This window comes from Rhizobium sp. CFBP 8752 (genome assembly GCF_014842035.1).
Classification (GTDB): Bacteria; Pseudomonadota; Alphaproteobacteria; order Rhizobiales; family Rhizobiaceae; genus Neorhizobium; species Neorhizobium soli.
This window is the reverse complement of sequence record NZ_JACYUZ010000001.1, coordinates 1596883-1620220: the sequence shown is the minus strand read 5'-3', so window position 1 is coordinate 1620220 and position 23338 is coordinate 1596883. Positions and strand designations below refer to the sequence as shown.

Annotated in this window: 23 protein-coding genes; 5 read left to right on the top strand and 18 right to left on the bottom strand. The window is 53.1% G+C overall.

Features of this window, described 5'->3' with window-relative positions; all coding sequences use genetic code 11:
- Window positions 1-3: 3 nt before the first annotated feature.
- Genes IFT59_RS07710 through IFT59_RS07690 form a run of 5 tightly spaced genes read right to left on the bottom strand, consistent with a single transcriptional unit; the run spans window position 4 to window position 6705 of the window.
- A complete protein-coding gene (locus IFT59_RS07710) occupies window positions 4-2085 on the bottom strand; it encodes a hypothetical protein (protein ID WP_192086556.1) in 2082 nt (693 codons plus the stop codon).
- Complete coding sequence (locus IFT59_RS07705; protein ID WP_192086555.1) at window positions 2085-2933, bottom strand: hypothetical protein; 849 nt, start codon at window positions 2931-2933, stop codon at window positions 2085-2087. The genes IFT59_RS07710 and IFT59_RS07705 overlap by 1 nt, the downstream gene beginning before the upstream one ends.
- A complete protein-coding gene (locus IFT59_RS07700; RefSeq protein ID WP_192086554.1) occupies window positions 2933-4333 on the bottom strand; it encodes a hypothetical protein in 1401 nt (466 codons plus the stop codon). The genes IFT59_RS07705 and IFT59_RS07700 overlap by 1 nt, the downstream gene beginning before the upstream one ends.
- A 2-nt stretch (window positions 4334-4335) precedes the next feature.
- Entirely contained in the window at window positions 4336-6408 is a 2073-nt protein-coding gene (locus tag IFT59_RS07695; protein ID WP_192086553.1) for a hypothetical protein, read from the bottom strand.
- The gene (locus tag IFT59_RS07690) at window positions 6409-6705 is read right to left on the bottom strand and encodes a hypothetical protein (protein WP_192086552.1); all 297 of its coding nucleotides are present in this window, start codon (window positions 6703-6705) and stop codon (window positions 6409-6411) included.
- A gap of 150 nt (window positions 6706-6855) precedes the next feature.
- Here IFT59_RS07690 and IFT59_RS07685 point away from each other — a divergent pair, with 150 nt between their 5' ends.
- On the top strand, window positions 6856-7029 hold the full coding sequence (locus IFT59_RS07685; RefSeq protein WP_192086551.1) for a hypothetical protein: 174 nt from the start codon (window positions 6856-6858) through the stop codon (window positions 7027-7029).
- Between the two features lie 66 nt (window positions 7030-7095).
- On the opposite strand, the gene IFT59_RS07680 is transcribed toward IFT59_RS07685, so the two are convergent.
- The 11 genes from IFT59_RS07680 to IFT59_RS07630 form a co-directional block, all read right to left on the bottom strand.
- On the bottom strand, window positions 7096-8604 hold the full coding sequence (locus IFT59_RS07680; protein WP_192086550.1) for a hypothetical protein: 1509 nt from the start codon (window positions 8602-8604) through the stop codon (window positions 7096-7098).
- Window positions 8595-9206: a phage adaptor protein gene (locus IFT59_RS07675; protein WP_192086549.1), complete on the bottom strand. Its 612-nt coding sequence runs from the start codon at window positions 9204-9206 to the stop codon at window positions 8595-8597. The genes IFT59_RS07680 and IFT59_RS07675 overlap by 10 nt, the downstream gene beginning before the upstream one ends.
- A complete protein-coding gene (locus IFT59_RS07670) occupies window positions 9160-9507 on the bottom strand; it encodes a hypothetical protein (protein WP_192086548.1) in 348 nt (115 codons plus the stop codon). Before IFT59_RS07670 ends, IFT59_RS07675 begins: the two co-directional genes overlap by 47 nt.
- 128 nt (window positions 9508-9635) lie before the next feature.
- Window positions 9636-10565, bottom strand: a complete 930-nt coding sequence (locus tag IFT59_RS07665; RefSeq protein WP_192086547.1) for an SU10 major capsid protein — start codon at window positions 10563-10565, stop codon at window positions 9636-9638.
- Window positions 10566-10619: 54 nt separating this feature from the next.
- Window positions 10620-11531, bottom strand: coding sequence for a hypothetical protein (locus IFT59_RS07660; RefSeq protein WP_192086546.1), 912 nt, complete (start codon window positions 11529-11531; stop codon window positions 10620-10622).
- 68 nt (window positions 11532-11599) lie between these two features.
- Complete coding sequence (locus IFT59_RS07655) at window positions 11600-11851, bottom strand: hypothetical protein (protein ID WP_192086545.1); 252 nt, start codon at window positions 11849-11851, stop codon at window positions 11600-11602.
- A complete protein-coding gene (locus IFT59_RS07650; RefSeq protein WP_192086544.1) occupies window positions 11848-13890 on the bottom strand; it encodes a portal protein in 2043 nt (680 codons plus the stop codon). Before IFT59_RS07650 ends, IFT59_RS07655 begins: the two co-directional genes overlap by 4 nt.
- A 60-nt stretch (window positions 13891-13950) precedes the next feature.
- Window positions 13951-15372, bottom strand: a complete 1422-nt coding sequence (locus tag IFT59_RS07645) for a hypothetical protein (protein ID WP_192086543.1) — start codon at window positions 15370-15372, stop codon at window positions 13951-13953.
- A 28-nt stretch (window positions 15373-15400) separates the two neighbouring features.
- Complete coding sequence (locus IFT59_RS07640) at window positions 15401-15763, bottom strand: hypothetical protein (protein WP_192086542.1); 363 nt, start codon at window positions 15761-15763, stop codon at window positions 15401-15403.
- On the bottom strand, window positions 15763-16233 hold the full coding sequence (locus IFT59_RS07635; RefSeq protein ID WP_192086541.1) for a hypothetical protein: 471 nt from the start codon (window positions 16231-16233) through the stop codon (window positions 15763-15765). Before IFT59_RS07635 ends, IFT59_RS07640 begins: the two co-directional genes overlap by 1 nt.
- Complete coding sequence (locus IFT59_RS07630; protein ID WP_192086540.1) at window positions 16226-16459, bottom strand: hypothetical protein; 234 nt, start codon at window positions 16457-16459, stop codon at window positions 16226-16228. Before IFT59_RS07630 ends, IFT59_RS07635 begins: the two co-directional genes overlap by 8 nt.
- Before the next feature lie 64 nt (window positions 16460-16523).
- Between IFT59_RS07630 and IFT59_RS07625 the strand changes: the two genes are divergently transcribed.
- On the top strand, window positions 16524-16871 hold the full coding sequence (locus IFT59_RS07625; RefSeq protein WP_192086539.1) for a hypothetical protein: 348 nt from the start codon (window positions 16524-16526) through the stop codon (window positions 16869-16871).
- A 605-nt stretch (window positions 16872-17476) separates the two neighbouring features.
- The gene (locus IFT59_RS07620; RefSeq protein WP_192086538.1) at window positions 17477-17848 is read left to right on the top strand and encodes a hypothetical protein; all 372 of its coding nucleotides are present in this window, start codon (window positions 17477-17479) and stop codon (window positions 17846-17848) included.
- A 105-nt stretch (window positions 17849-17953) separates the two neighbouring features.
- Here the strand turns inward: IFT59_RS07620 and IFT59_RS07615 are convergent, their stop codons facing one another.
- Complete coding sequence (locus IFT59_RS07615; RefSeq protein WP_192086537.1) at window positions 17954-18577, bottom strand: recombinase family protein; 624 nt, start codon at window positions 18575-18577, stop codon at window positions 17954-17956.
- Window positions 18578-18981: 404 nt separating this feature from the next.
- On the opposite strand from IFT59_RS07615, the gene IFT59_RS07610 reads away from it, so the two are divergent.
- Window positions 18982-19422, top strand: a complete 441-nt coding sequence (locus tag IFT59_RS07610) for a hypothetical protein (RefSeq protein WP_192086536.1) — start codon at window positions 18982-18984, stop codon at window positions 19420-19422.
- 471 nt (window positions 19423-19893) lie between these two features.
- On the opposite strand, the gene IFT59_RS07605 is transcribed toward IFT59_RS07610, so the two are convergent.
- Window positions 19894-20490, bottom strand: a complete 597-nt coding sequence (locus IFT59_RS07605; RefSeq protein WP_192086535.1) for a GIY-YIG nuclease family protein — start codon at window positions 20488-20490, stop codon at window positions 19894-19896.
- Between the two features lie 1226 nt (window positions 20491-21716).
- Here IFT59_RS07605 and IFT59_RS07600 point away from each other — a divergent pair.
- Complete coding sequence (locus IFT59_RS07600; protein ID WP_192086534.1) at window positions 21717-23141, top strand: hypothetical protein; 1425 nt, start codon at window positions 21717-21719, stop codon at window positions 23139-23141.
- Window positions 23142-23338: the final 197 nt, after the last annotated feature.

Here is a 23338-nt window from a genome sequence, read left to right as displayed (position 1 = left end):
TCGTTATTGGTCTTGTTCATAGTTTTGGTCGATGAGAAAATCTGCTAAAGCAGCACTCAAAGCCTGATCTCGTGTGGATCTGCGAAGGTCCGACAGCTTGGCGAATTGAGCGGCAACACCGCCTTTCTTCATCTTGGCTGGTGCCATCTCTGCCATGATCCGAACGACATCCGGGTTCTGGAGCAGCTTGGCCCGGCTACCCTGAGACAGACGGTTCACCGTGCCGACAGCAGCGCCCTTGGCAGCACCGAGTAACATGCCCGATGTTCCGAACGTGTTCATACCGAACAGGCTGGCAACGGCGTTCTGGCCATCGAGTGGGTTCAGACTGTTTTTGACGGCTCGATGATTTTCGGTGTTCGAATGGTTGGCTGTCTGACGATATTTACCCCAGTTTTCAGCAATGCGGGAAAGACGGTCGAGATCGTCGGCGTACTGCTTGTTACCGGTTCCTTGGAACATCGCGCTTTTGGCTTCGGGACTGATCTTGGCGAACTCTCTCCGGAATTTGCCCGGATCGAATTCATCGTTGGCGTTCTTGCCAAGACGTTCGATGACGCCAGACGTCACGTCATTCCAAGCTTGCTGGCCACCTTCGGCTTTCTGGACCTGTCGGCGGACAGCCGCGATACGATCACCACCGTTACGAGCGCCACCGATTGCCCAATTCAGGACATCATCGGAATTCTTGGTGAGAACAGTCGATGCGTCGGACTTCGGACCGAAACCCGTCTCCGGGGACACAAGGCGCTTGAACTGATTGTTGGCCTTTCGGAAAGCCTGAAGGGCATCGTCACCACTGGCTTTCGCCGTCGCTTCCATGTCCGATGTCAGTGAGGCGTAAAGACCGTTCAGATGGTTCTTGAGAACCTTGTCATCGGTGTCGGCTGCTTGCTGGCCAATGACGGTACGAGCCTGTTTCAACTGGTCGAAGCTCATTCCGTTCTGAGCGTCCGACAACAAAGCGCCGGTCGTTTCGAGAACGCGGTCTGTCGTGGCACCCTTGGTCAGGCTATCGAATTCGCCATACGATTGGCGAGCCGTGGCAAGCTCTTGAGCGAATTTGCCGGTATTGGATACGACTGCTGGTGATGTGATCTTGGCAGCGACGTCATCATAGAGATCCGAGCTACGAGCAAACCCGGCATCTTTGGCCGCTTGTGCTTGCTTCTGGAGAGCTTCACCGGCTTCCGCGATCGACAGGGGGCGACCCATGCCTTGGGTGATGCGATCGAACTCATTGCCCATGGCTGAGTGAGCATCTGTGATGCGTCTATCAATCTCGCGACCGGATCGCGTCGGGATGAGAGCGTGTTCCATCATGGCGGTACGTTGGTTGCCAGAGATCATTCCTTGTGTCGGCTGAACTCCGATAGCCTGAAGATCCGCCGCACGCTGAGCAGCTTGCGCGACATCATCGACGTCACCGCCAACGGCAAAATTACGCCACACGTTCTTGCCAGCTTTGACGCCAGCACCAACGGCACGGCCAATGCCTTCACCGGCCATACCAGTGGCGGCAGTGATACCCATGTCACGGGCCTGTTCGGCACCAGTGCGAGTATCATCGTTGCCGAAGATGTAGTTGAGACCGCGTTGCGCGGATTCACGACCGGCAACTGAACCAAGGCCAGCACCGCCGATACCACCAGCTAAAGTGCCGGGGCCTGGAATCATGCTACCGCTAACAGCGCCAAGGATACTGCCGATGCCACCACCGATCGTTTCACCGATTTCCGGGCCGATCGACGCAAAATCTCCGAGCGACGGAAGCCACGATTCCTGATTGTATTGGCGGACCTTGCCGGTCTCATCGGTGTAGATGAAGTTGTCATCACCCATTGGCCGGGCATCTGGATAGGTCTTGCGCAAAGCAGCAAGACGATCTTCCGGCTTATCGAGTGCGCCAACCTGAGCCCGGATAAGGGCAGGGGCGTCTTCTGAGAAATCGATATCAGTTTCGGACGGACCATCATCAAAGATGTCGCGGCTGATCTGGCTGGCCTGAATGGCGCGCTTACGCCAATCCGGCATATCTGATGCGACCGTGCTGCCAGCAATTGCTTTTGTTTTCCAATCGGCCATTACGCCAGATAACCCCCAATCCCACCGAGACCGCCCCGGCGTTTTTTCTTTGGTATTTCGCTCGACATAAGCTGGATCTCGACGGGTGCCGAAGATCGCTGACCACCGTTATTTCGTGCGACTTGCTTATTTAGAGATTCAGTCTCCGCCATCATGACCTTGGCAAAATCCCCGATACCACCGATGCCCTTCATCACGTCACCGGTTGGTGATCCGAGAATTGACGATGGAATTTGAGCATTCGAACCTGTCAGTTTGTTGTAGGCATCCATCAACACGCCGTTGTGCGACTTCGGCTGTTCCGGTGCCTTTGGCTCTTCAACGGCTTTCGGTTGGAGACCTGACATCAAGTTTTCACCGGCTGGTGACGGCTGACGAGCCACGGCAGATGCCGCGACTTGGGTATTTGGATCGGACTTGGTGCCGTAATAAGCTTCCTTCAGCCAATCCGGAGCATTGGCAGACTTACCACCAGCGCCCCACGCAGATGGCGCACCCATTCCCATATGAAGACGACCAGCGCCCATGTAGTCATCAGCACCACCAATGCCGGTGATACCAGCAGCTTTGCCACGCGACACGATGTCCTTGAAGATGGGCAGATCGTCCGGGTTGTTCCAGTCGAGCTTCCTGTCACCCATGTAGAAGTCAGCATCCATGGAATGACCGTGATCATGCCGTGTGCTGCCGGTTCTTGCGCCACCTTCTTCTTTGCCGGGCTGACCGCCGCTGATGACGTGAGCGGTAATGCCCATCTCATCGAGATACTGAAGGCGTTTGACCAGATCTTCATCGAGCGGACGGTTTCGGGTTGCTCCCTGATTTCGGTAGGTAAGGTAATTTGCCATTACTGCTTGACCCTCACCGTGGGATCGTCATCGAAACGGAAGGACGTGCCCTTTGGAAGCGCATTGAATTGCTCTTCGGTCGCTACGACGACAGGACCAGCAGCGACACGACCAGTCTTGGCCGATGGTCCTGAAGTAGGCTTCGGTTCACGCGACGGACCTGCCTTGCCACCCTTTCGGTAAGCTTTGAAGTTGGCATACGGGTCGGGCAGGGCAGCGATCAGCTTGTCGCCCTCTGTCCATTCAATTTCACCCGACATGACTCGGTTGGCGATCGACGCTGCCTGGATCTTCACATCCTGTACGCCTTTGATGGTATCACCGATGATGGCGTTGCCCTCTGGTGTATTCCCAAGGCTTGGCAGCGAGTTCATGAACATGTTGACGTCAGTATCCGACGACGCGCCGGAACCGGGAACGCGCATACCCGGAGCGATACGGGACTTCAGGCTTTCATATGCCTGAGCCTCATCAAGACCTTCGACTTCAATACCGATCGATTGCGCCCATGGTCCCCAAGCCTTCTTCATGGTTGCCCATTTGCCAGTACCGATCGCCCGGCCAAGTTCGGTCAGGTTGTTCACGTTGCCGGTCATCTGTTGAGCTTCGACACCCTGTTGGGCAAGAGTGTTGTATCGTTCTGCGGCAAGTTGCGAAGACTTCTTATTGAACTCGCTGCCGGGATTGGCGACACCAGCCTTCTTCTGTTCAAGCTCATATTGGCGGAATGCCGGATCGTTCTGGCCAGCAAGGAAATCCTTCTGCTCAGCAGTAATCTGAGCATTCTGGCCAACAGCCGAACCAAGCGACTTCTGTCGTTCGGTATCACGGAGACTGTCGCCATATCCGGGTGCGAGTTCGTAGCCGTTTCCACCCATGACCATGCCATTACCGGCAGCGGTCTGCTGAAGCTCTTGGATCATCTTCTGTGTGGCGCGAGCCGACTCTTCATCGCCATTTTCAAGCTGAAGCTGGTGGAGAGCGAACAGGGCTTCGATCGAATAGCCGTTCGCAGATGGCGAGCCGTATTTCTCGATGAAGCCGTTGGCACGGTTCTGGCTGTCCTGAAGGGTCTGAAGTTTGACGTTGGTAGCGCGGTTCGCTGTTCCAACCTTTGCGGCTTCCAGATCGTTGGTAAGACTATCGTTATACGAGCCTACACCAGCCCCGACACCCTGACCGAGAACGGAAAGCAGGTTCTGTGGTTTGGCGCTTGGTCCGCCACCAGCCATCATCGCCGCGCCGCCCATCATCAGACTTTGAGCCAAGGCGCGCTGCTTGTCCGGGTCTTCAGGCATGAACTGTTGTAGGAAGTTCGGTTGCTTCTCAGGGGAGATGACAGTTTCCAGATCGTTGCCGTCTGTCTTCTTTTTGCGGAAAAAATCGAAAATACCGGCCATGATTATGCGGCCTCCTTCATGAAGGCAGCAACATCGATATGCTTTCTGCCGTTGTGGTCGATGACAGCGCCGGTCTTGGCTTCGACTTCCTGAGCGACAGGGCCAAAGAACCGTTCGCCGGTTTCATCATCGGTGTAAGAGAATTCGTAGATCCCGATCCGGTCGCCATTGGTGAGCGGCATGTAGCCGACGAAGGCGTGAAGGATCTTTTCGCGGAGATCGCAAAGGGCAAACAAGCCAGCCAAGGACGACAAGCCACCAAGAACCTGAGCGCCTGTATTGGTGTAGACCGGGGTCGTCGTGCTGCTGTAGCCACCACCGTTGAGGATGTTGGTGAAGTTGGCCAAGTTCTGGAGCGGCTGAGACTGCGAACGGTCCCACGCATTCACTTCTGCCTGTTTCAGCAGATCGGCGTAGGCGTCCTTCGACTGACCAACCTGACCCAACATCTGCGACGGTAGGTACTGGTTCTGATATGCCTGACCGGCCATGCCAGCAGCATTGAGCTTTTGACCGTTAAGGGCGTTGTCTGCCGAGATCTGCGAATTGGCCGCGTTCATGCGCTGATCATTTAGACCAAGCATGTTGCTGATGCTGTTCTGGTAGTTCGTGCCGAGTTGCGACATACCGGCAAGCTGGTAGTTGCGATCGTTCTGAAGAGCCGACTGCTGTTGCGACTGCTGGCTATTCAGGATGTCAGCATAGTTCGCGTTGGCGTTCTGTCGGATACCTGCTTGGCTATCGTTCATCGAGCCAAGCGAGTTGGCGGCAGCAAGGTTCTGAGCCTGATTGGCGTTCGCCATCGAGCCGTAGTTCTGGTTGGCAGACTGTCGTGCGGCCTGTTGGCTGTCATTGGCAGCAGCAAGCGAGTTTACCGCATTGAGGTTTTGCGCCTGTTGAGCGTTCGCCATCGAGCCGTAAGCCTGATTGGCAGACTGTCGGGCAGCTTGTGTGGAATCGTTTAGGGCACCGTAAAGCTGAGTACCGGCAAGACGCTGCGACTGCTGAGCATTCGATGTGTTCGACAGCGCCTGATTGGCGTTCATCTGGTTCGACACGTCCTGATTATACAGGTTGCCGTAGAGGTTGGCCGCGTTCTGTTGAGCCGCAACATCGGTGTTGTACTGTGACGTCAGGGCGTTTACGGCGACATCAGACATGGCCTTTGCGGCTGTTGAATCGGCACTATTGCGCTGGCTGGCATATGCGCCCGAGCCAAATCGACCAAGTGAAGCTGCCTGACCGTCGATGCCGGGATTGGTCACATTCTTAAGCTGGTCGGCAATGCTGGACTGCTGAGCCGCAATGTTCGCGTTTAGATACGGATTGTTGCCGACATTTGCGCCGGATGCGGTCTGCTTGAGATAATCGGATGCTGCCGGGTTCGCGCCGTTGGCAAGCTGATTAGCCTGAGACTGCTGAAGACCAGACGCGGCATTCGTATAGCCGTTCATGTTCGCGGCCTGAGCCGTCGCACCATTGGTATAGTTCTGGAAACCAGCCGCACCAGCCAGAGCCGGGTTGTTCTGACCAAGCATCGATTGGATGTTTGAGATCGCGCTGTTGTTGTAACCCTGAAGACCAGCAGCACCGGCCAATGCCGGGTTAGTCTGGCCAACCATCGAAGATACTTTCGAGATAGCCGAATTGTCGTAACCTTGAAGGGCGGCGGCATTACTGGCAGCACCATTGGTCCACGACTGGCCAGCGGACGGCGTACCTTTCGCAATCTGCGATGCGATGGCGTTCGTCGGGTTGGTGCCAAGCGATGTCTGGTTCTGAAGCTGCGACAGGGTAGACTGAGCTTGGCCGTTACCGGTCGAGGTCATGACGCCATTGACGGCAGTGGTCGCGTTAGTGAGGGCCGATGTGTTTCCGCCTCGTGCGATCTGTTCGCCCATGGCAAGCGAGTCTTTGGTTGCCTGAGACTGGTTCGCGACCGTGCTGCCTTGATACGCTTGTGGCGCACCGTCTTTCAGCAACTGGTCGAACTGAGCATAGACGTCTTGAAGGTAGGGCTTAGCCGCTGACCATGGCTCGACTTTTGTCGTAGTTTCTTTTGGCGATGAAGTCACTTAGGTAAGCCTCTTGATAAAATCCTTTCCGTGTTGTTCGAAGCCGAATTTCGAGAGAAATCGGTGCCATTCTTTACGGGGTTGTCCTACTATGTAGGCGAAATTCATGCTCCGGAGCGCATCGCAAACAGCTTCTTGAAGCGCCATCAATTCGCGCAAACTGCCGCCAATTTTGCCGCCAACAACCAGCACATTTGCGGCGTTATTTCCGGTCTCATCGACAAAGAATTCGAGGACACTTGCCCCGTTTTCAGTAGTGACCAAAAGCCACTTTCCGGAACGCAAGTTGTCGAGCATTTCAGCTTCATCGAATGGCCCCGGAGCGATGACCAGAGCCGATAGAAGCCACTCCCGAACACGGGCGTACTCTTCGTTCGAATACCCGGTTCTCATGCGGGAAAGATCAGATAGTCGAACGTCCGGACAGTCGTCGCGGAAGCATGGCCGATGACGAAAGAACCGTTCGATATCGATGAGATGAACATGCCCGTTCCAGCAGCGGCGGCATTGCGCGGCTGTAGAAAGATCCGCGATGATGCTGTCACCTTGGCATTGGCGACCGTTGTCGTGGTTGTCGAGTTGGTGAGTGTGACCGAGCCGGTGACGGAGTCGAGCATCTGAACGACTTGGTTCAATACGCTGGCAACCTGTCGGGCATCGTTGTGATTATAGACCGACTGGACCATATCAGCGCCGCCCCACTGAGCGAGCATCAACCTGTAAGCCCGAACAACGACGCCATTCACCGTCGATCGTGACCCGGAACCGTTGATATCTGGACTGGCTTCGATGGTAGGCAAAACCGGTAATGGAACTCGTGTCTTTCGCTTCGGACCAGTTCAGATCGGCATTGGGTAGGGATCTGGTCGCGACCTGGACTCGGGCTTGGCCATCGCCTTCGAAGAGTGGGCGGACGGCATCAACGCGGGCGATATCAGCGCCGGTCTCATTGGGGACGATCTTCGACAGTTGGTAGTCGGCGCTCTCGATGGCCATTTCGAGTGTGTCGCCACCGAACGAATAGACAGCGCCGGTATCGCTCATGCCCCAAAGCATAGATTTTCCGCCCGACCAAATCGGGTCGTCGAATGACGATGGTACTTTGTCGATGGATAAGAACTGATCTAACTGATCAACCGTCCAAGGCAGCGAGATCGCATTGCAAATATGGTTCGTGGTAGCGTCGGCTGTGGTCCAAGCACCGGTTGCGTAGTTGTAGATCAGCATCAGATCTGGCTTCCCGCCGATGCTGTCCTTCGAACAAACCTGCCAGTAGATAAGCGTTTCGCGTGGATCGGCGGCAACCGTCATCAGATGCGCTTGGCTGGCATCGAAGTTGTCGAGGAACCATTGATCGATACCGGTGCCAATCGGCTGAAGCTGTCCACCGGCCAATGAATACCATCCATCGTCCGAGAGAAAGTACGACACGCCTTGGACGGTAATGACCGACTCTGGAACCGAACAGCCTTTCGAAGATCGTTCGGTGAACTGGAAAACGTACGGTGCGCCGATGTATGTCATCTGGACGATACCACGCTGGAGAAGCACATAGCAGGAGTCGTCTGTCACGATGCCTGTTACACCGCCGTAGCCTTGGATATCCTGAAAGTCGGCCTGAGTGGCTGCTGAATAGGTCCAGTCTGCCGGGTTCTCGATGCCAGACCAGCGGACGCGATAGGGAACAGCGCCGTCGAGCGAGTCCCATGTCCAGCCAAGAAGGGTGAACCCCTTGAATGTGGCGATATGTCTGCCCTTCACCAGCGTCGTGAGGTTGGCGAATTGGGTATCGACATTGCGGTCGATGTATTGGGGTTCGTTGTCCCAGTTGGTGAAGATCGACAGCGAACCGAACTCGATCGATTTCCACTTTTCAGTACCGGACGTGGTGTATCCGCCTGATCGACTGATGTTGGTCCATGCCCGTGTATCGGGCGCGAGCTTGTAGAGCTTGGTCGCGTTCCCGGCATATACTTTCGCATCACCGGTCCGATTCTGTCCAACGGCAGATCCGATCGGGCGCGAGTCCATGGACGTGTTCGAATACAGGCTTGCCGCCTTCATCGAGTTGAGCGAGATCGTACCTTGCGTAGCACCGCGACCAGCCGTGGCGTTATGGATGCGGGTGAAAGCGGACGAACCAAGCGGCGGCAGATCGGGCGCGAACCCTGTCAGCGGAATGTCGATCACTGCCATGTTGCGGCACCCATGATGATCGGGCCGGTCTGTCGTCCGCGACGATCGTCTTCAGCTACAATGGAGAGAGCTTCCTGAAGAGCTTGTCCTTCAATCTGGACACCTTCGGCATTGGTCTGCCAACGGTGGAATTCCTTTAGGATCGCGGCGACATAGACACTCGGATGTCTATCGAACAGCCAATTTGTCTGGCTGGATGTCAGGTCCGGGAAAGCAGCCCAATACAGAAGCGAGACTGTTGTGTCGGGCTTGTCACCGACCAGCACCAGCTTGTTGCCTTCGCGGTAATAACCGATCTCACCGTCGAATAGGGTGGCCGCTTGAACGGCGACTGGCTTGTAAAGCTTCTTGCCGGTGATGACACGGATCTCAATGAAGTCGAGCGGCAACAGAACGGTGCCTGAAACGACCGGCAGGAGCACGGACTTCTCCGCCAGATAGTGCTTTGTCACCGTCCGGAGATACGTTTCAGCACGGCGAATAAAGCTTTCAATCGGCGCATCATCGCGAATGGTGTAGCTGGTAATGGTGGAAAGCAATTCATCGTAGGTCAAATCAAAGACTCCACGAGTTGGTACGGAACTTCGAATAGTCGCTGTCATTCAGACGGCGAGCCATCGCGACGGGATCTTGCGTGATGCCCTGTCGCTGCCAGTCGTAGTACAAGCCGGTTGGAATGCTCGCGACCTTGACCAGATCACCATGAGATCCGGTGGCGCTGAAGGCATTCGCTTCTTTCTGGTTCTGGTCGAGCAGTGCTTTGATAAGGTCGTCGTTATATTCAGTCGTGATGACGAGCTTGTCGCCATCGCGGGTGATCCAGACTTTGTATTCGGGCGTTTCTTCGAAAAGGAAGGTGCCGTGCGTGATCAGATCACCGGCAAAAAGGTTGAGGTCGGACATGTAATCCCCATTGGTTTTATGGGAATATTTAGTGGAATCGGAGACGCGACCGGCTGAGTGGCGGGCAAAGAAAAGGCCCGGCGATTGACTGCCGAGCCTCAAGTTTGGTCCTGAATGTATTGGTCTTATTAGCCGTTCAGGTCAGCGATCTTGGCATTTCCCGACTCGTTCAAACTTTCGAGCGTAACTTCCGTGACAAGCTGATACTTGGTAGCATCGCCGGTCTTGGCCAGTTCGTTCTTGGTGACGCCACGAAGGACGGCAACCTTCCAAAGGTCTTCATCAAATGCGATCACGGTCGATGTGGACATGAAGCGCGATGCGACAACGTCCTGACGACCGAAGTCACCGTTGTAGATGTCTACGCCAACGTTGAGGGTCTTCTTACCATCCGCAATCGCCTGCTTCACACTACCTCCGGTGAACGCGCCGATCTTGGCCTTGATGAGAGGGGAAGCCATGATGGTCGTGACGTTACCGCCAGCGATATAGGCATTCTGAAGACTCGTGATCAGCATTGCTTCGGTGAAAGCACGAGCCGTACCAGCAGTGACAGCACCAACAACCCCATTAGAGAAGCCAGCGGTTGCGCCGCCAGTACCGTGAAGTGCGTTGGTCTTGATCCAAGCTTCAGCACCACCGAGCTTGCGAGCACCAGTGGCGACGGAAGGGTTGGCCGAAAGGAAAGCAGCTTCCTGATCTCGCTTGAGTTCCTTACCAGCCTTCATGATCTGCTTGGCGATTTCCGACTTACCACCAGCCGTGTTGGTAGCTTCGAACGTATTCGAGACAGCAACGGTCTTGGTGAAAATCTGAGTCTGGTTCGACAGACGGGTAGGGGTGATCAGCGTTGAGTCAGCAGCATCAGCACCTTCAGCAGCGGCGTTGTCCTTGTTGACAGCAGCCAGCTCATCGCGAAGCCATTCGTGCGTCTTCTGTGTCGCTTTCGATTTGCCAATAGCCGAAGTGAACGGGGTCTCTTCCGGGCTGATCATCGAGATGATATCGCCAAGATCTTCGCGAACGTGAGCAGCATTCTGAGTAATGAGAGTAGGCATTTTGGGTGTTAAACCTCTTAGTTTTGGGCGGCTTTCCGTCCGCCAATTCAGTTGTTAAAGCAGTCGGGAAATGAGCGCGATTGCGTCGTCGCCTTTCCGGGATTTGTTGAACCGTGAGAGATCGCGGGTATAAGCATCGCTTGCCTTGGCAGAATTCTGCTTCTGCGAAATAACAGGCTTTTGCTCCATCTTCTGAACCACACCGGGAATTGCCTTATGAGCCTTCATTGCTTTGCTAAGCTCATAGAGAATACCGACGATACGGTAGTCAGAAACGCCTTGGATCTCTTCCTTTGAAAAGCCGTTGTCGATCAGCAATTGCGTGATTTCGCCAAGGGCTTCCGCCGATTTACTCGCATCCTTCATCTCAGGATACTTCGTCAAAAACTGGGTCTGGCTTTCGCGCAACTGGTTCTGATGCTGTTCGTCCTCGTACTCTTTTTGTTTGGTACGAAGGGCCTGTTCGGCATCAAACATCTGCTTGACAGAAGCTTCGCGTTTTGCCCACCGTTGCTGTTCCAAAAGGAACTGGTGAGGATCATCACGGAGCAATTCGTCCCAGTTAGGCTGTTCGATAACGGAGAATTCCGCAGCGAGCTGTTGCTTAAGGACTTCGATCCCCTGAAGGGCTTCCATTCGCAGTTGGTTTTTATCGAACTGAGCTTCCTGATACACCTTACGCTGTTCAGCAAGTTCCTGAGTCTTTTTCGTGTAATCGGCTTGACGCAGATATGAAGCGCGGACTTCGGTAAGGCTGACTTGATTGCCATCAATATCGAGATACGTTTCTTCGGTATCTGGTGTTTCAGCAACCTCATCGGTTACTGGTTCTTCAACGTGTTCGTCTGCTTGTTCTGAAACTTCGTTAGAGGCTTCCGGCACGTCCAAAAGTGCGGCGATACGATCAACCGCGTCTACATCATCAATCGCAGTTCCCATTTCCGGGATTGTTGCTTCGTCTTCCATTTAATTTGTCATCCAAATCTGTTGTTGTATATAGCGAACTTCGACGCTCAAAAGCCGAGTTTCAGACGTTATTCGTCAAATAATTGTTCGGCACTGGCTTCGTAGTTCGCGGCTTCGATATATTTAGCAATCCGGTCATTTAGCAGTTTGAAGCCGTGTGATAGCGCGTGAACTGTCGCCAACCTCTCGCTATCGTTGATACTGACTGAACGGAATGACGCGAAGATATCGGCTTCGATCGCGGCAGTAATTTCGAGAAAGTCGGCGTTGCCCTTCAGGCGCTTGGCCGCATTTGCGCGTGAGACTGTGACTTCATTCATTGGATAATGGTTCCCATGGGATCGCGTGGTGCGGACTGTTCAAGCTTCAGCCGTTCGATCTGAACCTGAGCAGCGTACTTGGCTTCGATCTCAGCCCGCTTCAGTTCGAAGTCTTGGGCCATCTGGTCGCGAAGGCGGTCGTCATCCATTCGGGCTTTGGCCATCTGGAATTGGCGATCGGCCTCATCGCTCTGAGCCTTCAACTGAGCATTGGCCGTCTCGACTTCGATAAGACCGGCGTTAGGATCGACAGGTGGCGGAGGTGGCGGGGCAGGCGGCAATGAGGAAGGATCGACCAAGAATGGTGATGTGTTCTTAAGTCCCTGACCCTCGATCAGCTTCGACAGGGTCGCGTAAATCGACTGAGCATTTACGATCGGAAGGCCAGCTTGAAGGGCTTGGTATTGCTGATTTAGAAGGTTTGTAAGCTGCCCTTGCGACTGGTCACGTGACATTGTCCCGAACACCACCGATGTGGCGAGATCAAAGTCCATGCTCCACTGATCAAGAGCGATCGACTGATTTGTTAAACGGGTGAAAAGCTCCGCTGCCTCGTCTGGATTGTCCATTAGCAAGGAAATCACCACGCGTACGAGCATCCGATATCCCGTGTCCGCCAGATGGCGTGAGATACCTTCCAGAAGTAGCTGAGAAGCATTCGACCGTAAGTTCGCCGCCGTCGCTGATGTTCGCTGTAGGTCGGAAGCATCAATCGCCATGAGAGACTCGCCGGTGCCTGTAGACATGTCGAGGGACCGGGAGAGTTGATCGATTACGGGTATAGCGTCGGCACCGGCAAATGGAGCCTTATTGTAGCTGATGCCGCCTGTTGGATCGGTAGAACGGACAATAGCACCCGCGTGGTTTGAGTTGAGCAGGTCATCAACGTTCGTGGTGTCAGGGTTCACAATTTTGATAGGATTCACGGATTGGCTGAGTGAGTCCAGGACGCCGCGATAAAGCGATGAAATAAGCGTGTGATCGTCAAGAAGGCGATCAGCGGCACCAAGTCCATGGAGATGGTGGCTGATTGGAAAGCAACAGAAGGCGGCATAAGGTGCCAGCGTTACTTCTGTGTGATCCAAGAGAACCGGCCGATTTTCGAGATCGCCACCAATCGTGAGACGCCAAAGACGTGTTTTTCGATCGCCGGGAATTTTAAGTTTCGTGTAGACTGTGTACACGGTGACATCATCTGGACCGACGCCTTGCTCGCCAGCGACGTCTTTACTCCGCTCCAACGCAATCCCGTCTGTTTTATCCGTTGCGGCTGGTAGTTCATCGACCTTCCCACGGTCGAAGCCCATCTCGGAAAGTTCCGAACGGGACATGTTCTTTCTGTGTCCCTGAAATTTTGCGCGCACTCCACCGGTCTCTGGATCAAACGTGGCATCAGCCGATATGATCAGGTCTTCTGGCGGTACGGGCAAAACTGTGAATTTTGGGACACGCCTTATGGTCCGAATTTTCAAGTCGCGGGTTTGAACTGGACCGAGCGGACCGGGGACCGTCTGAGCTTTCCCAACTTCCTCGATAATTATCTGTCCGGCTTCTTCCTGCTCATTCAGGGCGACCAGCATCTCATTCGGAACGCTCTTCAGCATTCTCGGAAGGCTCTCTTCCTCTTCAACACTGAACTCTGCGGTCAGGACGCCTAATCCAGTAAGTAGCGAATCTTGGAATACGGGTGTGAGGTAGGCTGCGGAACTGTTGCGAGTTCGAAGAATCCAGTTCACCGTCATATTCATTTGTTTTGCTACGGCTTCGTCTTCGCTACCGACGCCACAAAATTCTACAACCGACTGCGGCGAGTCGAAGATTCGAAACAGTTGCGCGGAACACCAGTCCGTCGCCTGTTGGACCTTTGGAGACACCCACTTTGAACGACCCTTCAGTTTTGAATCGTTAGTGAATGGTTCGCGCTTGTAGTGCCGGAGCGCCGCCTCGCTTTTGGCCGCAATATTGCTGTTCGACCATGTCACCGCCTGCTTGAGTTGAGGGGTAATCGAGTTGAGAATTGCTTCGTCGTCATCAGTCATCTTTCTGGGAAATCTCGTGATTGTTTCCCATATTTAGAAGATCTTCGACGTGGGCGTTCGTCACTCCAAAGTGGCGAGATGATCGTACTGAATTGGCTTCGACCAGTTGTATTTGCTTGCGTATCGGGTCTTCGAAACGGCGAACGTAATGGCCAAGGAATCCGCGAAATCCGGGCTCCGACCAAGCCGCTTCTTGATGCCCTTCTTTTCCTGAAGCTTGATCTTACCGCTGCCATCCTCGTAGGTCGGGATAGCAAGCTCTTCGATCAGTTTCGGCATGTTCGGGATGTAGACGTTTTCGCTTTCGAACCACTCCCGCATTTCCCACCAAAGCTGGTCGCGAACGCGGGAGTATTTCTCCGGGTTTCGGGTCGGAGTACCGGCGAAAATACAGGAATAGACCGGAAGTCCCCAATCCTTTAGGACGGAGTAGACACCGTGACCGATGCCTGTCGCATCGACTGCGATAACGGCTGGTCGATCTGGTTTCGGGGTCTTTTCGTAAATCTCCCGGACCTTGTAGGCGAGTTGCGTGCCGTCCAGCCCATTCCAGTCGTGAAAGGCCAAGACGCGGTTGTCATGGCGGATACACAGAACCGAGCTATCGGCACCGGGACCGGCAGGATCTAAGCCGTAGATGACAGGAATCGTGGGTGAGGGGACCACATCGGCATTGAGAACGGCGGTATCGATATGGGACCGAGCGATAATCCCATCGGAATCGTCCAGCGGAAATTCGCCATTCACCATCACCCGGTACTGCTTGGTCGTAGGACCACCGTAGTTGGCCACAAGCTGCCGGAAGCGTTCTGGGTCATAGTTCGGGGAATCTTGAAGCGTTCCGTGGACTTGGGTCCACTCAGCAGCCATGTCAGTGTCACGATGGGTTTTGAAGAAGAAGCCTGAAGCCCGTGACGGGTTGGATACAAGCATCAGCTTCGGATTAGGGTCCGTCATGATGTTCAAGAGGATCTGTAGGATCTCGTCTTCGACACCAGACGACTCATCAACCATAACGAAGTTGTTCTTCTGGTGGATACCACGGGCTGTATCCGGGTTCTCAGCACGGGCAAGGCGCATTTCCGCATAACAGGATGCCGGATTGATCTTGCGGCTGATACGGGTTGCGCCGACCTCATACATGCCTTTGAACGGTTCGATCATCTTGCCGTGAAGCTGAGCTATCTCCTTCATTAAGCCGTTACGAAGGTTGCCTTCGTTCGGACCAAAAAGGCTGACTTGAACCTCATCGAATGTGATCAAGGCCCACCATGTCAGGACAGACATCGACAGAGTTTTGCCCCACCCGATGCCACCGGCACACGTAATCATACGCTTCAGGCGGAAAGCTTCGCAAAGCTCTACCTGCTTGGGGCTGAGATCGATGTTGAAGACCATTTTCGTGAAGGCAGGGATGCTTTCACGAAAGGTCGCAATAAGGGCTTGAAATTGGACAATGTCGTCAGTCTTGGGATCGGTCATCCTGTATTTAGGAAAACGCTTGTTCCGCTTACTTCGTGTCGTCTTTTGCTGCCAACACTCGGAGGATGATTGTCCGGATATCCGCCTTCAGCTTACCCGGATGCTTCTGGTAGTCCCGGCCAATGCTGATCAAAGCTTCGACCAGCGACATCGACAGAATACCAATGATGAACGAAATCGAGCTTACGGGAATGGTTGCTCCCACGATGAACACTACAATCGGCGTCATGTAGTAGCTAACAAGGCAAGCCATAAAGCCGCCCATAAGCTTTTCACCTTTCGTGCCTGTCTTCGACAAAATCGCTCGAATTATGCCGCCGAAAAATCCGCCAAACAGGATCGATGAATGTGCTTTGATGAAGCAAATAAAAGCTGCGAATAGGGGTTCCATCAGTCGTTTTCGCCGCCTTTCTGTGGTGTGACGTCGATAAGCGGTGTGACATCAACCAGCGATTTTGAAACCATCCGCTGAGCCTCCAGCAGCATTGCCCCGATATCGTGCGTGTGGTTCACTTCGACCTTCTGTTCGACGGGTGCTTTGCTCATGCTCATCTCACCAAGCCACTGGGCGGCCCGAATGCGCTCTTTGGTCGGCTGGTCTTCGTCAGTCATCACATCGAACATGAATTTCATGACGTCGAGTGATCGTGTTGCGGCCCATTCCTTCGCCTCTTTTGGCGTGGCAACGGTGCCGCCTGTCTTGGTCCGACCAGCTTTGAAACCGATGTTACGAAGATGTTCCTGAAACTCTGGCGACTTCTTTTTCGCAAGCTCTTCAGCAGACACAGCGCGTCGTCTTGGCGCTCCCTTTTTGCGTCTCGGTTGCGGCAGGGGACCAAGGGCGTCTTCGGTGTCACTCATCGATCTTTCTCCCACCAATTAGGGCAATGAACGCGACACCATCGTCATCATCTGTGAAATCAACGACGAAGTGATCGTCCCGGACATCAAGAGTGAAATCGTCAGTGATGAGCAGCCTGACTCGGTGCGAAAATTTGCCGTCAATCCACTGATTGAATGTCCCGCTTTCCTTCGCTGCTGTGATGTCGGCGGAATAGCCGTTCGGTAGATTGAATTGAACTTTCACTTGAAATCGTCTCGCAATTGGGCTTTTACCTATTTATCGGTAATGGAAGCTTGGAGACGAATAGATGTCGAATGGGATGGAACTTTTTCGCAAGTACGTTGAGAAGCGTAATGAAGCCGTTGATGCTTTCATTGCGGAGACAGATCGCATCAAAAAGGCGATTGAAAAGGACCGTGTTCGTGGTCGTTCACCGGTAAAGTTGGAAGGCGAAACGTTCTATAAGTTCGCACTGCTCGGTGAGACCATCAGCATTGCCGGTAAGGATGAAGCCATCGGCTATTTGGACGATCTTCGATCTGCCGCGTATGACGAGAACGATCAGGAATTCCGGACCAACATCGAAAACCACTATGGATCGGCACCGGTTGAGACCGCTCCAAAGAAGCGTGGTCGTAAGCCAAAGGGCGCTTAAAGCCCGACTGTGACCGTCACGGGAATGGAGGAAGGCGGTGAAAATCAGGACATCTATGCCAGTCCGTTTCACCGCATTCTACATCGTTATGAGTAGACAGTCCGCGCATTTAGCGGGGCTTGCGCTTTGTTCTTCGCGATGCGCTAATCTGAACTATGGATACGATCAGAAGCGTAGCGAAGTGATGATCTATCGAGAGTGAAAAAGTCCCGTATTGGGTGATCCCAAAGAAGTCCATACGCGTTTCCTTTGTGTTTTTTAGCAACACGCATTTTTGACATACATCGACATCGTAGTCGGCATGAGGCACGCGGAATGATGACTTATCCTGCGTTATTTTCGTGTTCGTTCGCCGGATAGAAAAATAACCGTTGACATTCTCTACGGATCTCCATTTTTCGCAAAATGGTTACGGCTTATGCGCGCCCTGTCGTGTCGAATTCTGGGATGTTTTTGTCCGAATCGGTGAGCGCCAGTCGGCTACGTTTCGGTTTGCGCGATCTCAGGCAAGGATGAAGCCATCGGATTGTACCGGAACCGGTCAAAAATGCCTCTACGAAGCATGGATGTAAGCTGACTGGCACGTGATTGTTGCGTCGGAGGCGATGAAATTGTCGCTGCCTTCCGACCGCCGCATTGGTAAATCCGAGCTTAACTACGAGTGGCAAGAATTAGCACCAAGTTCGATTTTCGTGCGTTCTTGCGACATGACACAAGATCAACTGACAATTTGGCTGGAAACAGCCGTGAACGCGAAGACGCATCGCGAGATCTACGGTCTTGCCAAGGAGATCCGTGAAGCTGGCAACTCTTCACCGGAGATCCGTAAGGCTGCTCGCAAGGTCGTAAAATGCTTACGGGACGTGATCGATTTGCCGATCGCAGAAGCTTCCGTCCTGGCAAAAGCAGATCGTCGGTTTGCCGTGCTTGTCAATCAAATGAGAGATGAGGCGAGTGCGCAACCTATCGCGGCTTAGACCGAGTTTTCCGAAAATCCCAAAAATTTCTCGGACGACCTATTACTGATACGGGAAACTGTGCGGGGGTAGGGCCGGGTGCGCTGCCCGGCAGTGCGGTGGCACTTACTCTGCCGCCGCTTCCTTCTGTCGCTTGGCGATCTTCGCAACGGTGCCACGAGCCACGCCAGTCGCCTCCATGATCTGCGACCACGAGACACCGCGTTCGAGCATCGACCCGATCAGGGCGTTGCGCTTGGTGTCTTCACCACGGCCACGATAACGACCTTCTGCCCTTGCCTTAGCCTGACCTTGCGCCACTCTCCTGCGGCGATCTTCATAGTCCTTCCTTGCGACTGCCGCCAAGACGTCGAGCAGCATTCCGTTGATTGCGTCGAGCGTCCGACCAGTGAAGCTATTCCGATCCTTGGCAAGGTCATGCGATGTTGGCAGATCAAGGGCGACAACGCTAACCTCTCTCGCTGTAATTTCGGCACGGAGCTTATTCCAGTCAGCAGCCGTCAGGCGCGACAGACGGTCTACCTGCTCCACCAAGAGGATGTCGCCGGGGTTGGCATCGTCCAGCAGCTTGAAAAGTTGAGGGCGGTTGAGCTTAGCCCCGGACTCGTTCTCAATGTAACGCCCAACGATCTTCAAGCCATGCTCTTTGGCAAAACCTTCAAGGTCGGTACGAGCGCGATTGGCATCCTGTTCATCAGTCGATGCGCGAAGGTAGAGGCGGCAGTCCATCAGTTCCCCATAGGTCTAATTAAGATGGTCTATCTTAATCGGTCTATTTAGAATGGTCAACTGATGGCGTTCAGAGATTGTTCTGATCGTCTAATTTGAGCGTAACCAAAATGGACCGGCAAAAACGCCAGAAATCAGCCGATGCGTAGCAAACGATCGGATGTAATAGTATTACATGGTTCGGCAGCGAGTTTTGGCAGCGCCATGCGGGCCGGGCGCATTACGTAGTCCGCGTTAGAACGACGAGAAGCACCCCATCAAAAGCTGGTCATCGCATCCGTATGTCAGCGGTCATGTCACTATACACCGTGTAATATCTGATGAACCACGATGGACTAACACGGTGGACCGACAGTGAAGAGCGAGGCAAGATGGAATGGTCTTCGCTTGTTTGGAGCAGCTTGATGATCCGCCTAATCTTGGCTTTAGCCGTACTCGTTGTCCTTTCGGTTTTTGTCATTCCATTCGTATTGGTCAAGACGGCCACTCCAGTGGAGGTCGTCTATGCTGTTCCATTCGCACTTTGTATCGCCATTATGATCAGGCGCCTCACTGGGACTGAAGCTCGAAGAGGTGATGAACGAGCGGCGAAGTTTGGCGAATGGGCGGCAAAAAGGATTGCCGAAAAATTTGGTCTTCAGCCGCGACCAGAACCTACCAAACCGGAAAGAATCATCGCGGCTGCTGTTGGTACCGCCGTTGTTGGGCTTCTCGTGATAGCGGTCTACTTCACTCAGGCCGGAGATCGCTGGTACGGCGTTATATTCGGCTTATGGCTTGTTGCCATGTTTACCTCGTGGGCCGTACGCCGTCCGAGCTTACAATCGCGCAATGAAAGTGAGTGATCTTATGACGTGGTGCTGACTTGTTGCCACGGCTTCATTTACCAAAAACTCTTGCTTAACCATCCGCATGGCATACAACCTTCGCGCATTTAGGGATGTTTGCGCACTGGCTTGAGCAGGCTGTCGTCATGTGGAGTGATGGCAGTCTACTCGCTACCCTTGATTCACTGTCTGAACCCAATCACCTTGCTCCCGCGTTCCGGACTGGCTATGACCGGCAGTGGAAGACCCTACTTCCGCCCTCCAGTTACAGCATGGCAAGGTATCCGATCACAGCCTTGTCCTGCTGGCTGGCATCAGACCATTGTCGGTTGATGCCACAGCAACATCTTAATCATTGTTTGATACGCCGGTGACTGCCTTGGTAGACCGCCTCTGCCATGGCACCTGACCGGGTGTCGTGAGAGACAACAGCACCCGGTCAGGCTTTGCGTCACACCGTTGATATCGGCTTCTCATAATATTGAGATATCAGAAAATTTCTTCGGACGCTGTTTGGTCGCGGGTGAATCCGAAGCCAAGACGTCTCCACGTTCGGTTGAGAGCATCAACTGTATAGTGTGCCCGAAGGTAAGCAATGCGACGAAAAGTTTTACGGTCCACCTTCCTATCTAAATTTTCCATGATCTTGCTGAGCGTAGTAGTTTTCATATGTCCAGCTTCGCATGCCGCCGCAATGGTGCGGAATTCACCCCACGGTGTGATATAACGCCTGACTTCTTTCCGCATCGCTCCGACAGTGTTGCCACCACCCTGTGCTTTCTTCGATATGTTATAGGTGAACGTTCCGGTGTCGATCATTTCTTGTTCAGCGGTAAATCTATCGCCTCTGTCCTCAATGAAGCTCAGGACTGTGAAAGCAAACTCTGTATTGCCACACGGGCAGAGGTCGTAATCTCGCTGGATGCGATGGTTGGAATGCTTTCCCTTGGCGAGTTTGGTGTAATGATCCGCTTTACGAGACGCGAGGTCTTTAGTGCTTCCGACATAAGCGGTCCCGGTTCCAATATGCCGGAGTTCGTAGACGCCGCCCTGACCTTTCAGTTTCGATTCGATTTCGACTTTCATGTTTGCTACCTCTAAAATGAAAAAGACCCAGAAGCGCCGGTAGCAAAGGGCTTCTGAGTCTCAGTTATGCTTAGGAGATCGAACGAGAAACCGATGTTGTAATGGCTATAGAACTGCCATGCTACCGGCTTTCGTTCTGCTGGTATTTATGGTGCGTTGGCAAAGCTCCAGATGAGATCGCCGGGCTTTTTGATTTAATCAATCTGAGAGCATTTATATTTCAGCGACAGGTACGATTGCCGCATCTCGCGATAAAACGAATTTATAGCCTCTCAGACCCCCTGAGAATCAAGCCTTTTTCAAACTTCAGATTGACGAAATTTCGGATGGTCGGTTGACGACGGGCACCACTTCAGACCCTGGAAATACGGTTCGGTACGGGATCACTCTGTTCGGTGTGGTTTTGTCCCGTCGCGCCATCCAGATCCAAACAGCGGATCGCAGAGATTGGCAGTCGTATCCATTGGTGTGAATTGAATCCGGCAGGGTTCAACAGGTCGCTACAGGGTCAGCAGTTACCTTCAGGATAGCCATCGGATAGTGGTGATAATTCTATCCATTATGAAACTTGATATTACCACGAGATATGGACTGCGTAGCAGGACATATTCGCGAGCCTCTTGGCGAGTGAATTGGTAGGGACTGGTTGAACCCTTCTTGTCGGTTAGATCCTATGGATTTCATTGGTAATGGTTTATGATCATTGGATTTCCACAGAGAGATTGATCGACACCAGATTCATTTGAATCCCATGTAACCATGTCGTCTATCGAATCTCATGTGATTGAATGGGTAACTTCGCTACGCTTGTTACCTGCTGTCTTCTCGTTCGCAAGCTCACTCGTAGCCATCAGAAGCCAATGGTTTTTGATATGAGATTTCATTACCGATCCATGGAGTCATATGAAAAGTGTCCCGTCTAATTCCCTTATACCTATAGGGAAACTATTGGGACATATTGGGTGGCGCGAAGGGACAACGTTGAATTAAACGCTTGCGTTATGTCACTGTATCTGCTACTTTATACGTCTCCCAGAAATTCAAAATCCCTACATAGTCTCATAGGAATCGAAACCGGTCGCATGGCTTCATTCCAGAGGTCATCTATCGGTTTGGTTCCGCTTTCTCCTTTCTGACAAAAACGAAACGTCAAAGGTCTTCAGCGCAATTGCGACCGGTCGCTGAAGACCATTTTCGTTTGTAGAACTCAAAAGCAGAAAGGAATAATGACGAAGCCAACCTTCTATTACGTGGACGCCCCAATCGGCTCAGGCAAGTCGCACGCCCTTGTTCAGTACCTCAAGACCACGCAGAACCCGACAACAATCGGGACACAGACCAACGCTCTCTCTGTCCAATATGAAGCAGATTTGAGTGAGCATTGGCTATCAGCAAAAGCAATCTTCCGCCCCGACACTGAGAATGAAGACGCTGAAATCGAAAGTTCTTCGAAGCGTTACAAAGAGGGTTGCGCGGCAAAATTCCCGATCCTCATCGTCAATCAAGAAGTCGCCGCGAACTGTAAGGATCACACCGACTCCCGCGATCTTTTCAATGACGAAATCACCTCAGTCTACGAACGGGTACAGATCGACGGTCTTCCAATTCTTCAAAAAATGGTAGCTGAATTTCTTGAGCCAATCGATGATAGTGATAGCGAATTCGTCCGTCTTCGTAGGACTAAGAAGGTGATGGATGCGGCGGAAGACGGCTGGCAGGATAAGATGCTTCGCGGTGCTGATGAGAGCATCAAGAGGGTATTCGCTCGTCTATCTGATCCTGACTTTGCGGTACTTGTTAATCGCAAAGACCTCCAAAACTTCAAGTGGGAATTACGCGGTTGGCTGGCACTTCATGCGATCACAATGCCTACGCGATTTGCTCACTATCGGTCTGTGACTTTTATCGGCGCTAATGTCAAAGACAGCCTCCTGTTCCTGCTTTTGCGCGATATTGTCGATTTTGTCCCACATCCCGAGATCGTCGCGAATTATCACGACATTCGAAGCAAGGCTGATCTCGTCCGCATATACGCCTTTCACGAGAAGGATCACTCATCGACGCTTCTGGCTGGAGCTGGACGACAGACCTATTACGATGCTTGTTCAGACGCTGCCGCACCGCTGATCGCTGGCCAAGCCTCAATCTTCTGTATGAACAACGAAAAACGCGGTGAGCGCCATCGCTGGTCGATCCCAAACGCGGTTCGACTTTCACCAGATCCGAGGGGCTCAAACGCGTTCAAAGGCATCAACGTTGCCGTCCACATGGCGGCACTGAATGAACACCCCGACACGTTTGGCTTTCTGGATCGGGTCTTTGGCGTGCGCCCGGATCAGGTAAAGACCGCGACAAGTTGGGAGCGAATCTACCAGTTCATTGGCCGAGTCAGCATTCGATCGAAAGATGCGGAAGAACCAATCCTGATATTCGTTAGCGACCTTGGTTCCGCACTTTTCCTTCAGGAAAAAATCGGATGCGCCACGCCAACCGTGCTGAACATCGGACTTGAGACTGTTGACGGTGCGCCCAAAAAGCGTGGTCCCAAGGCGGCTGTTCTATCGATCGAAGAGCGCCGGGAGAAAGAGCGACTTCGTAAGGCGGAGCAGCGCAAGAAGAAACGTATCACCGAAATCAACGCATCATTTTGAAGAGAACAGATCCAATGATCATAGTCATCGAACAATTTCACTCAGACCAAAACGATTTAGCTATGTGGAACACGTTCGCGAACTTATCCCGCGAAGATCTTGAACGGAGCTACTACGCTGAAGCTCTCGATAAAGGGTTGCGACGTGCCAAGGATGATGAGCCGATAAGACTCTTCTGCCACGATCGACGCGCATCA

What these genes read in the sequence shown, in the direction of transcription:
- IFT59_RS07710 (WP_192086556.1), bottom strand. Translation starts at nt 2,085, where the DNA reads ATGGCCGATTGGAAAACAAAAGCAATTGCTGGCAGCACGGTCGCATCA.
- IFT59_RS07705 (WP_192086555.1), bottom strand. Translation starts at nt 2,933, where the DNA reads ATGGCAAATTACCTTACCTACCGAAATCAGGGAGCAACCCGAAACCGT.
- IFT59_RS07700 (WP_192086554.1), bottom strand. Translation starts at nt 4,333, where the DNA reads ATGGCCGGTATTTTCGATTTTTTCCGCAAAAAGAAGACAGACGGCAAC.
- IFT59_RS07690 (WP_192086552.1), bottom strand. Translation starts at nt 6,705, where the DNA reads ATGCTCGACAACTTGCGTTCCGGAAAGTGGCTTTTGGTCACTACTGAA.
- IFT59_RS07685 (WP_192086551.1), top strand. Translation starts at nt 6,856, where the DNA reads ATGACGAAAGAACCGTTCGATATCGATGAGATGAACATGCCCGTTCCA.
- IFT59_RS07680 (WP_192086550.1), bottom strand. Translation starts at nt 8,604, where the DNA reads ATGGCAGTGATCGACATTCCGCTGACAGGGTTCGCGCCCGATCTGCCG.
- IFT59_RS07675 (WP_192086549.1), bottom strand. Translation starts at nt 9,206, where the DNA reads ATGACAGCGACTATTCGAAGTTCCGTACCAACTCGTGGAGTCTTTGAT.
- IFT59_RS07670 (WP_192086548.1), bottom strand. Translation starts at nt 9,507, where the DNA reads ATGTCCGACCTCAACCTTTTTGCCGGTGATCTGATCACGCACGGCACC.
- IFT59_RS07665 (WP_192086547.1), bottom strand. Translation starts at nt 10,565, where the DNA reads ATGCCTACTCTCATTACTCAGAATGCTGCTCACGTTCGCGAAGATCTT.
- IFT59_RS07660 (WP_192086546.1), bottom strand. Translation starts at nt 11,531, where the DNA reads ATGGAAGACGAAGCAACAATCCCGGAAATGGGAACTGCGATTGATGAT.
- IFT59_RS07655 (WP_192086545.1), bottom strand. Translation starts at nt 11,851, where the DNA reads ATGAATGAAGTCACAGTCTCACGCGCAAATGCGGCCAAGCGCCTGAAG.
- IFT59_RS07650 (WP_192086544.1), bottom strand. Translation starts at nt 13,890, where the DNA reads ATGACTGATGACGACGAAGCAATTCTCAACTCGATTACCCCTCAACTC.
- IFT59_RS07645 (WP_192086543.1), bottom strand. Translation starts at nt 15,372, where the DNA reads ATGACCGATCCCAAGACTGACGACATTGTCCAATTTCAAGCCCTTATT.
- IFT59_RS07640 (WP_192086542.1), bottom strand. Translation starts at nt 15,763, where the DNA reads ATGGAACCCCTATTCGCAGCTTTTATTTGCTTCATCAAAGCACATTCA.
- IFT59_RS07635 (WP_192086541.1), bottom strand. Translation starts at nt 16,233, where the DNA reads ATGAGTGACACCGAAGACGCCCTTGGTCCCCTGCCGCAACCGAGACGC.
- IFT59_RS07625 (WP_192086539.1), top strand. Translation starts at nt 16,524, where the DNA reads ATGTCGAATGGGATGGAACTTTTTCGCAAGTACGTTGAGAAGCGTAAT.
- IFT59_RS07620 (WP_192086538.1), top strand. Translation starts at nt 17,477, where the DNA reads ATGAAATTGTCGCTGCCTTCCGACCGCCGCATTGGTAAATCCGAGCTT.
- IFT59_RS07615 (WP_192086537.1), bottom strand. Translation starts at nt 18,577, where the DNA reads ATGGACTGCCGCCTCTACCTTCGCGCATCGACTGATGAACAGGATGCC.
- IFT59_RS07610 (WP_192086536.1), top strand. Translation starts at nt 18,982, where the DNA reads ATGATCCGCCTAATCTTGGCTTTAGCCGTACTCGTTGTCCTTTCGGTT.
- IFT59_RS07605 (WP_192086535.1), bottom strand. Translation starts at nt 20,490, where the DNA reads ATGAAAGTCGAAATCGAATCGAAACTGAAAGGTCAGGGCGGCGTCTAC.
- IFT59_RS07600 (WP_192086534.1), top strand. Translation starts at nt 21,717, where the DNA reads ATGACGAAGCCAACCTTCTATTACGTGGACGCCCCAATCGGCTCAGGC.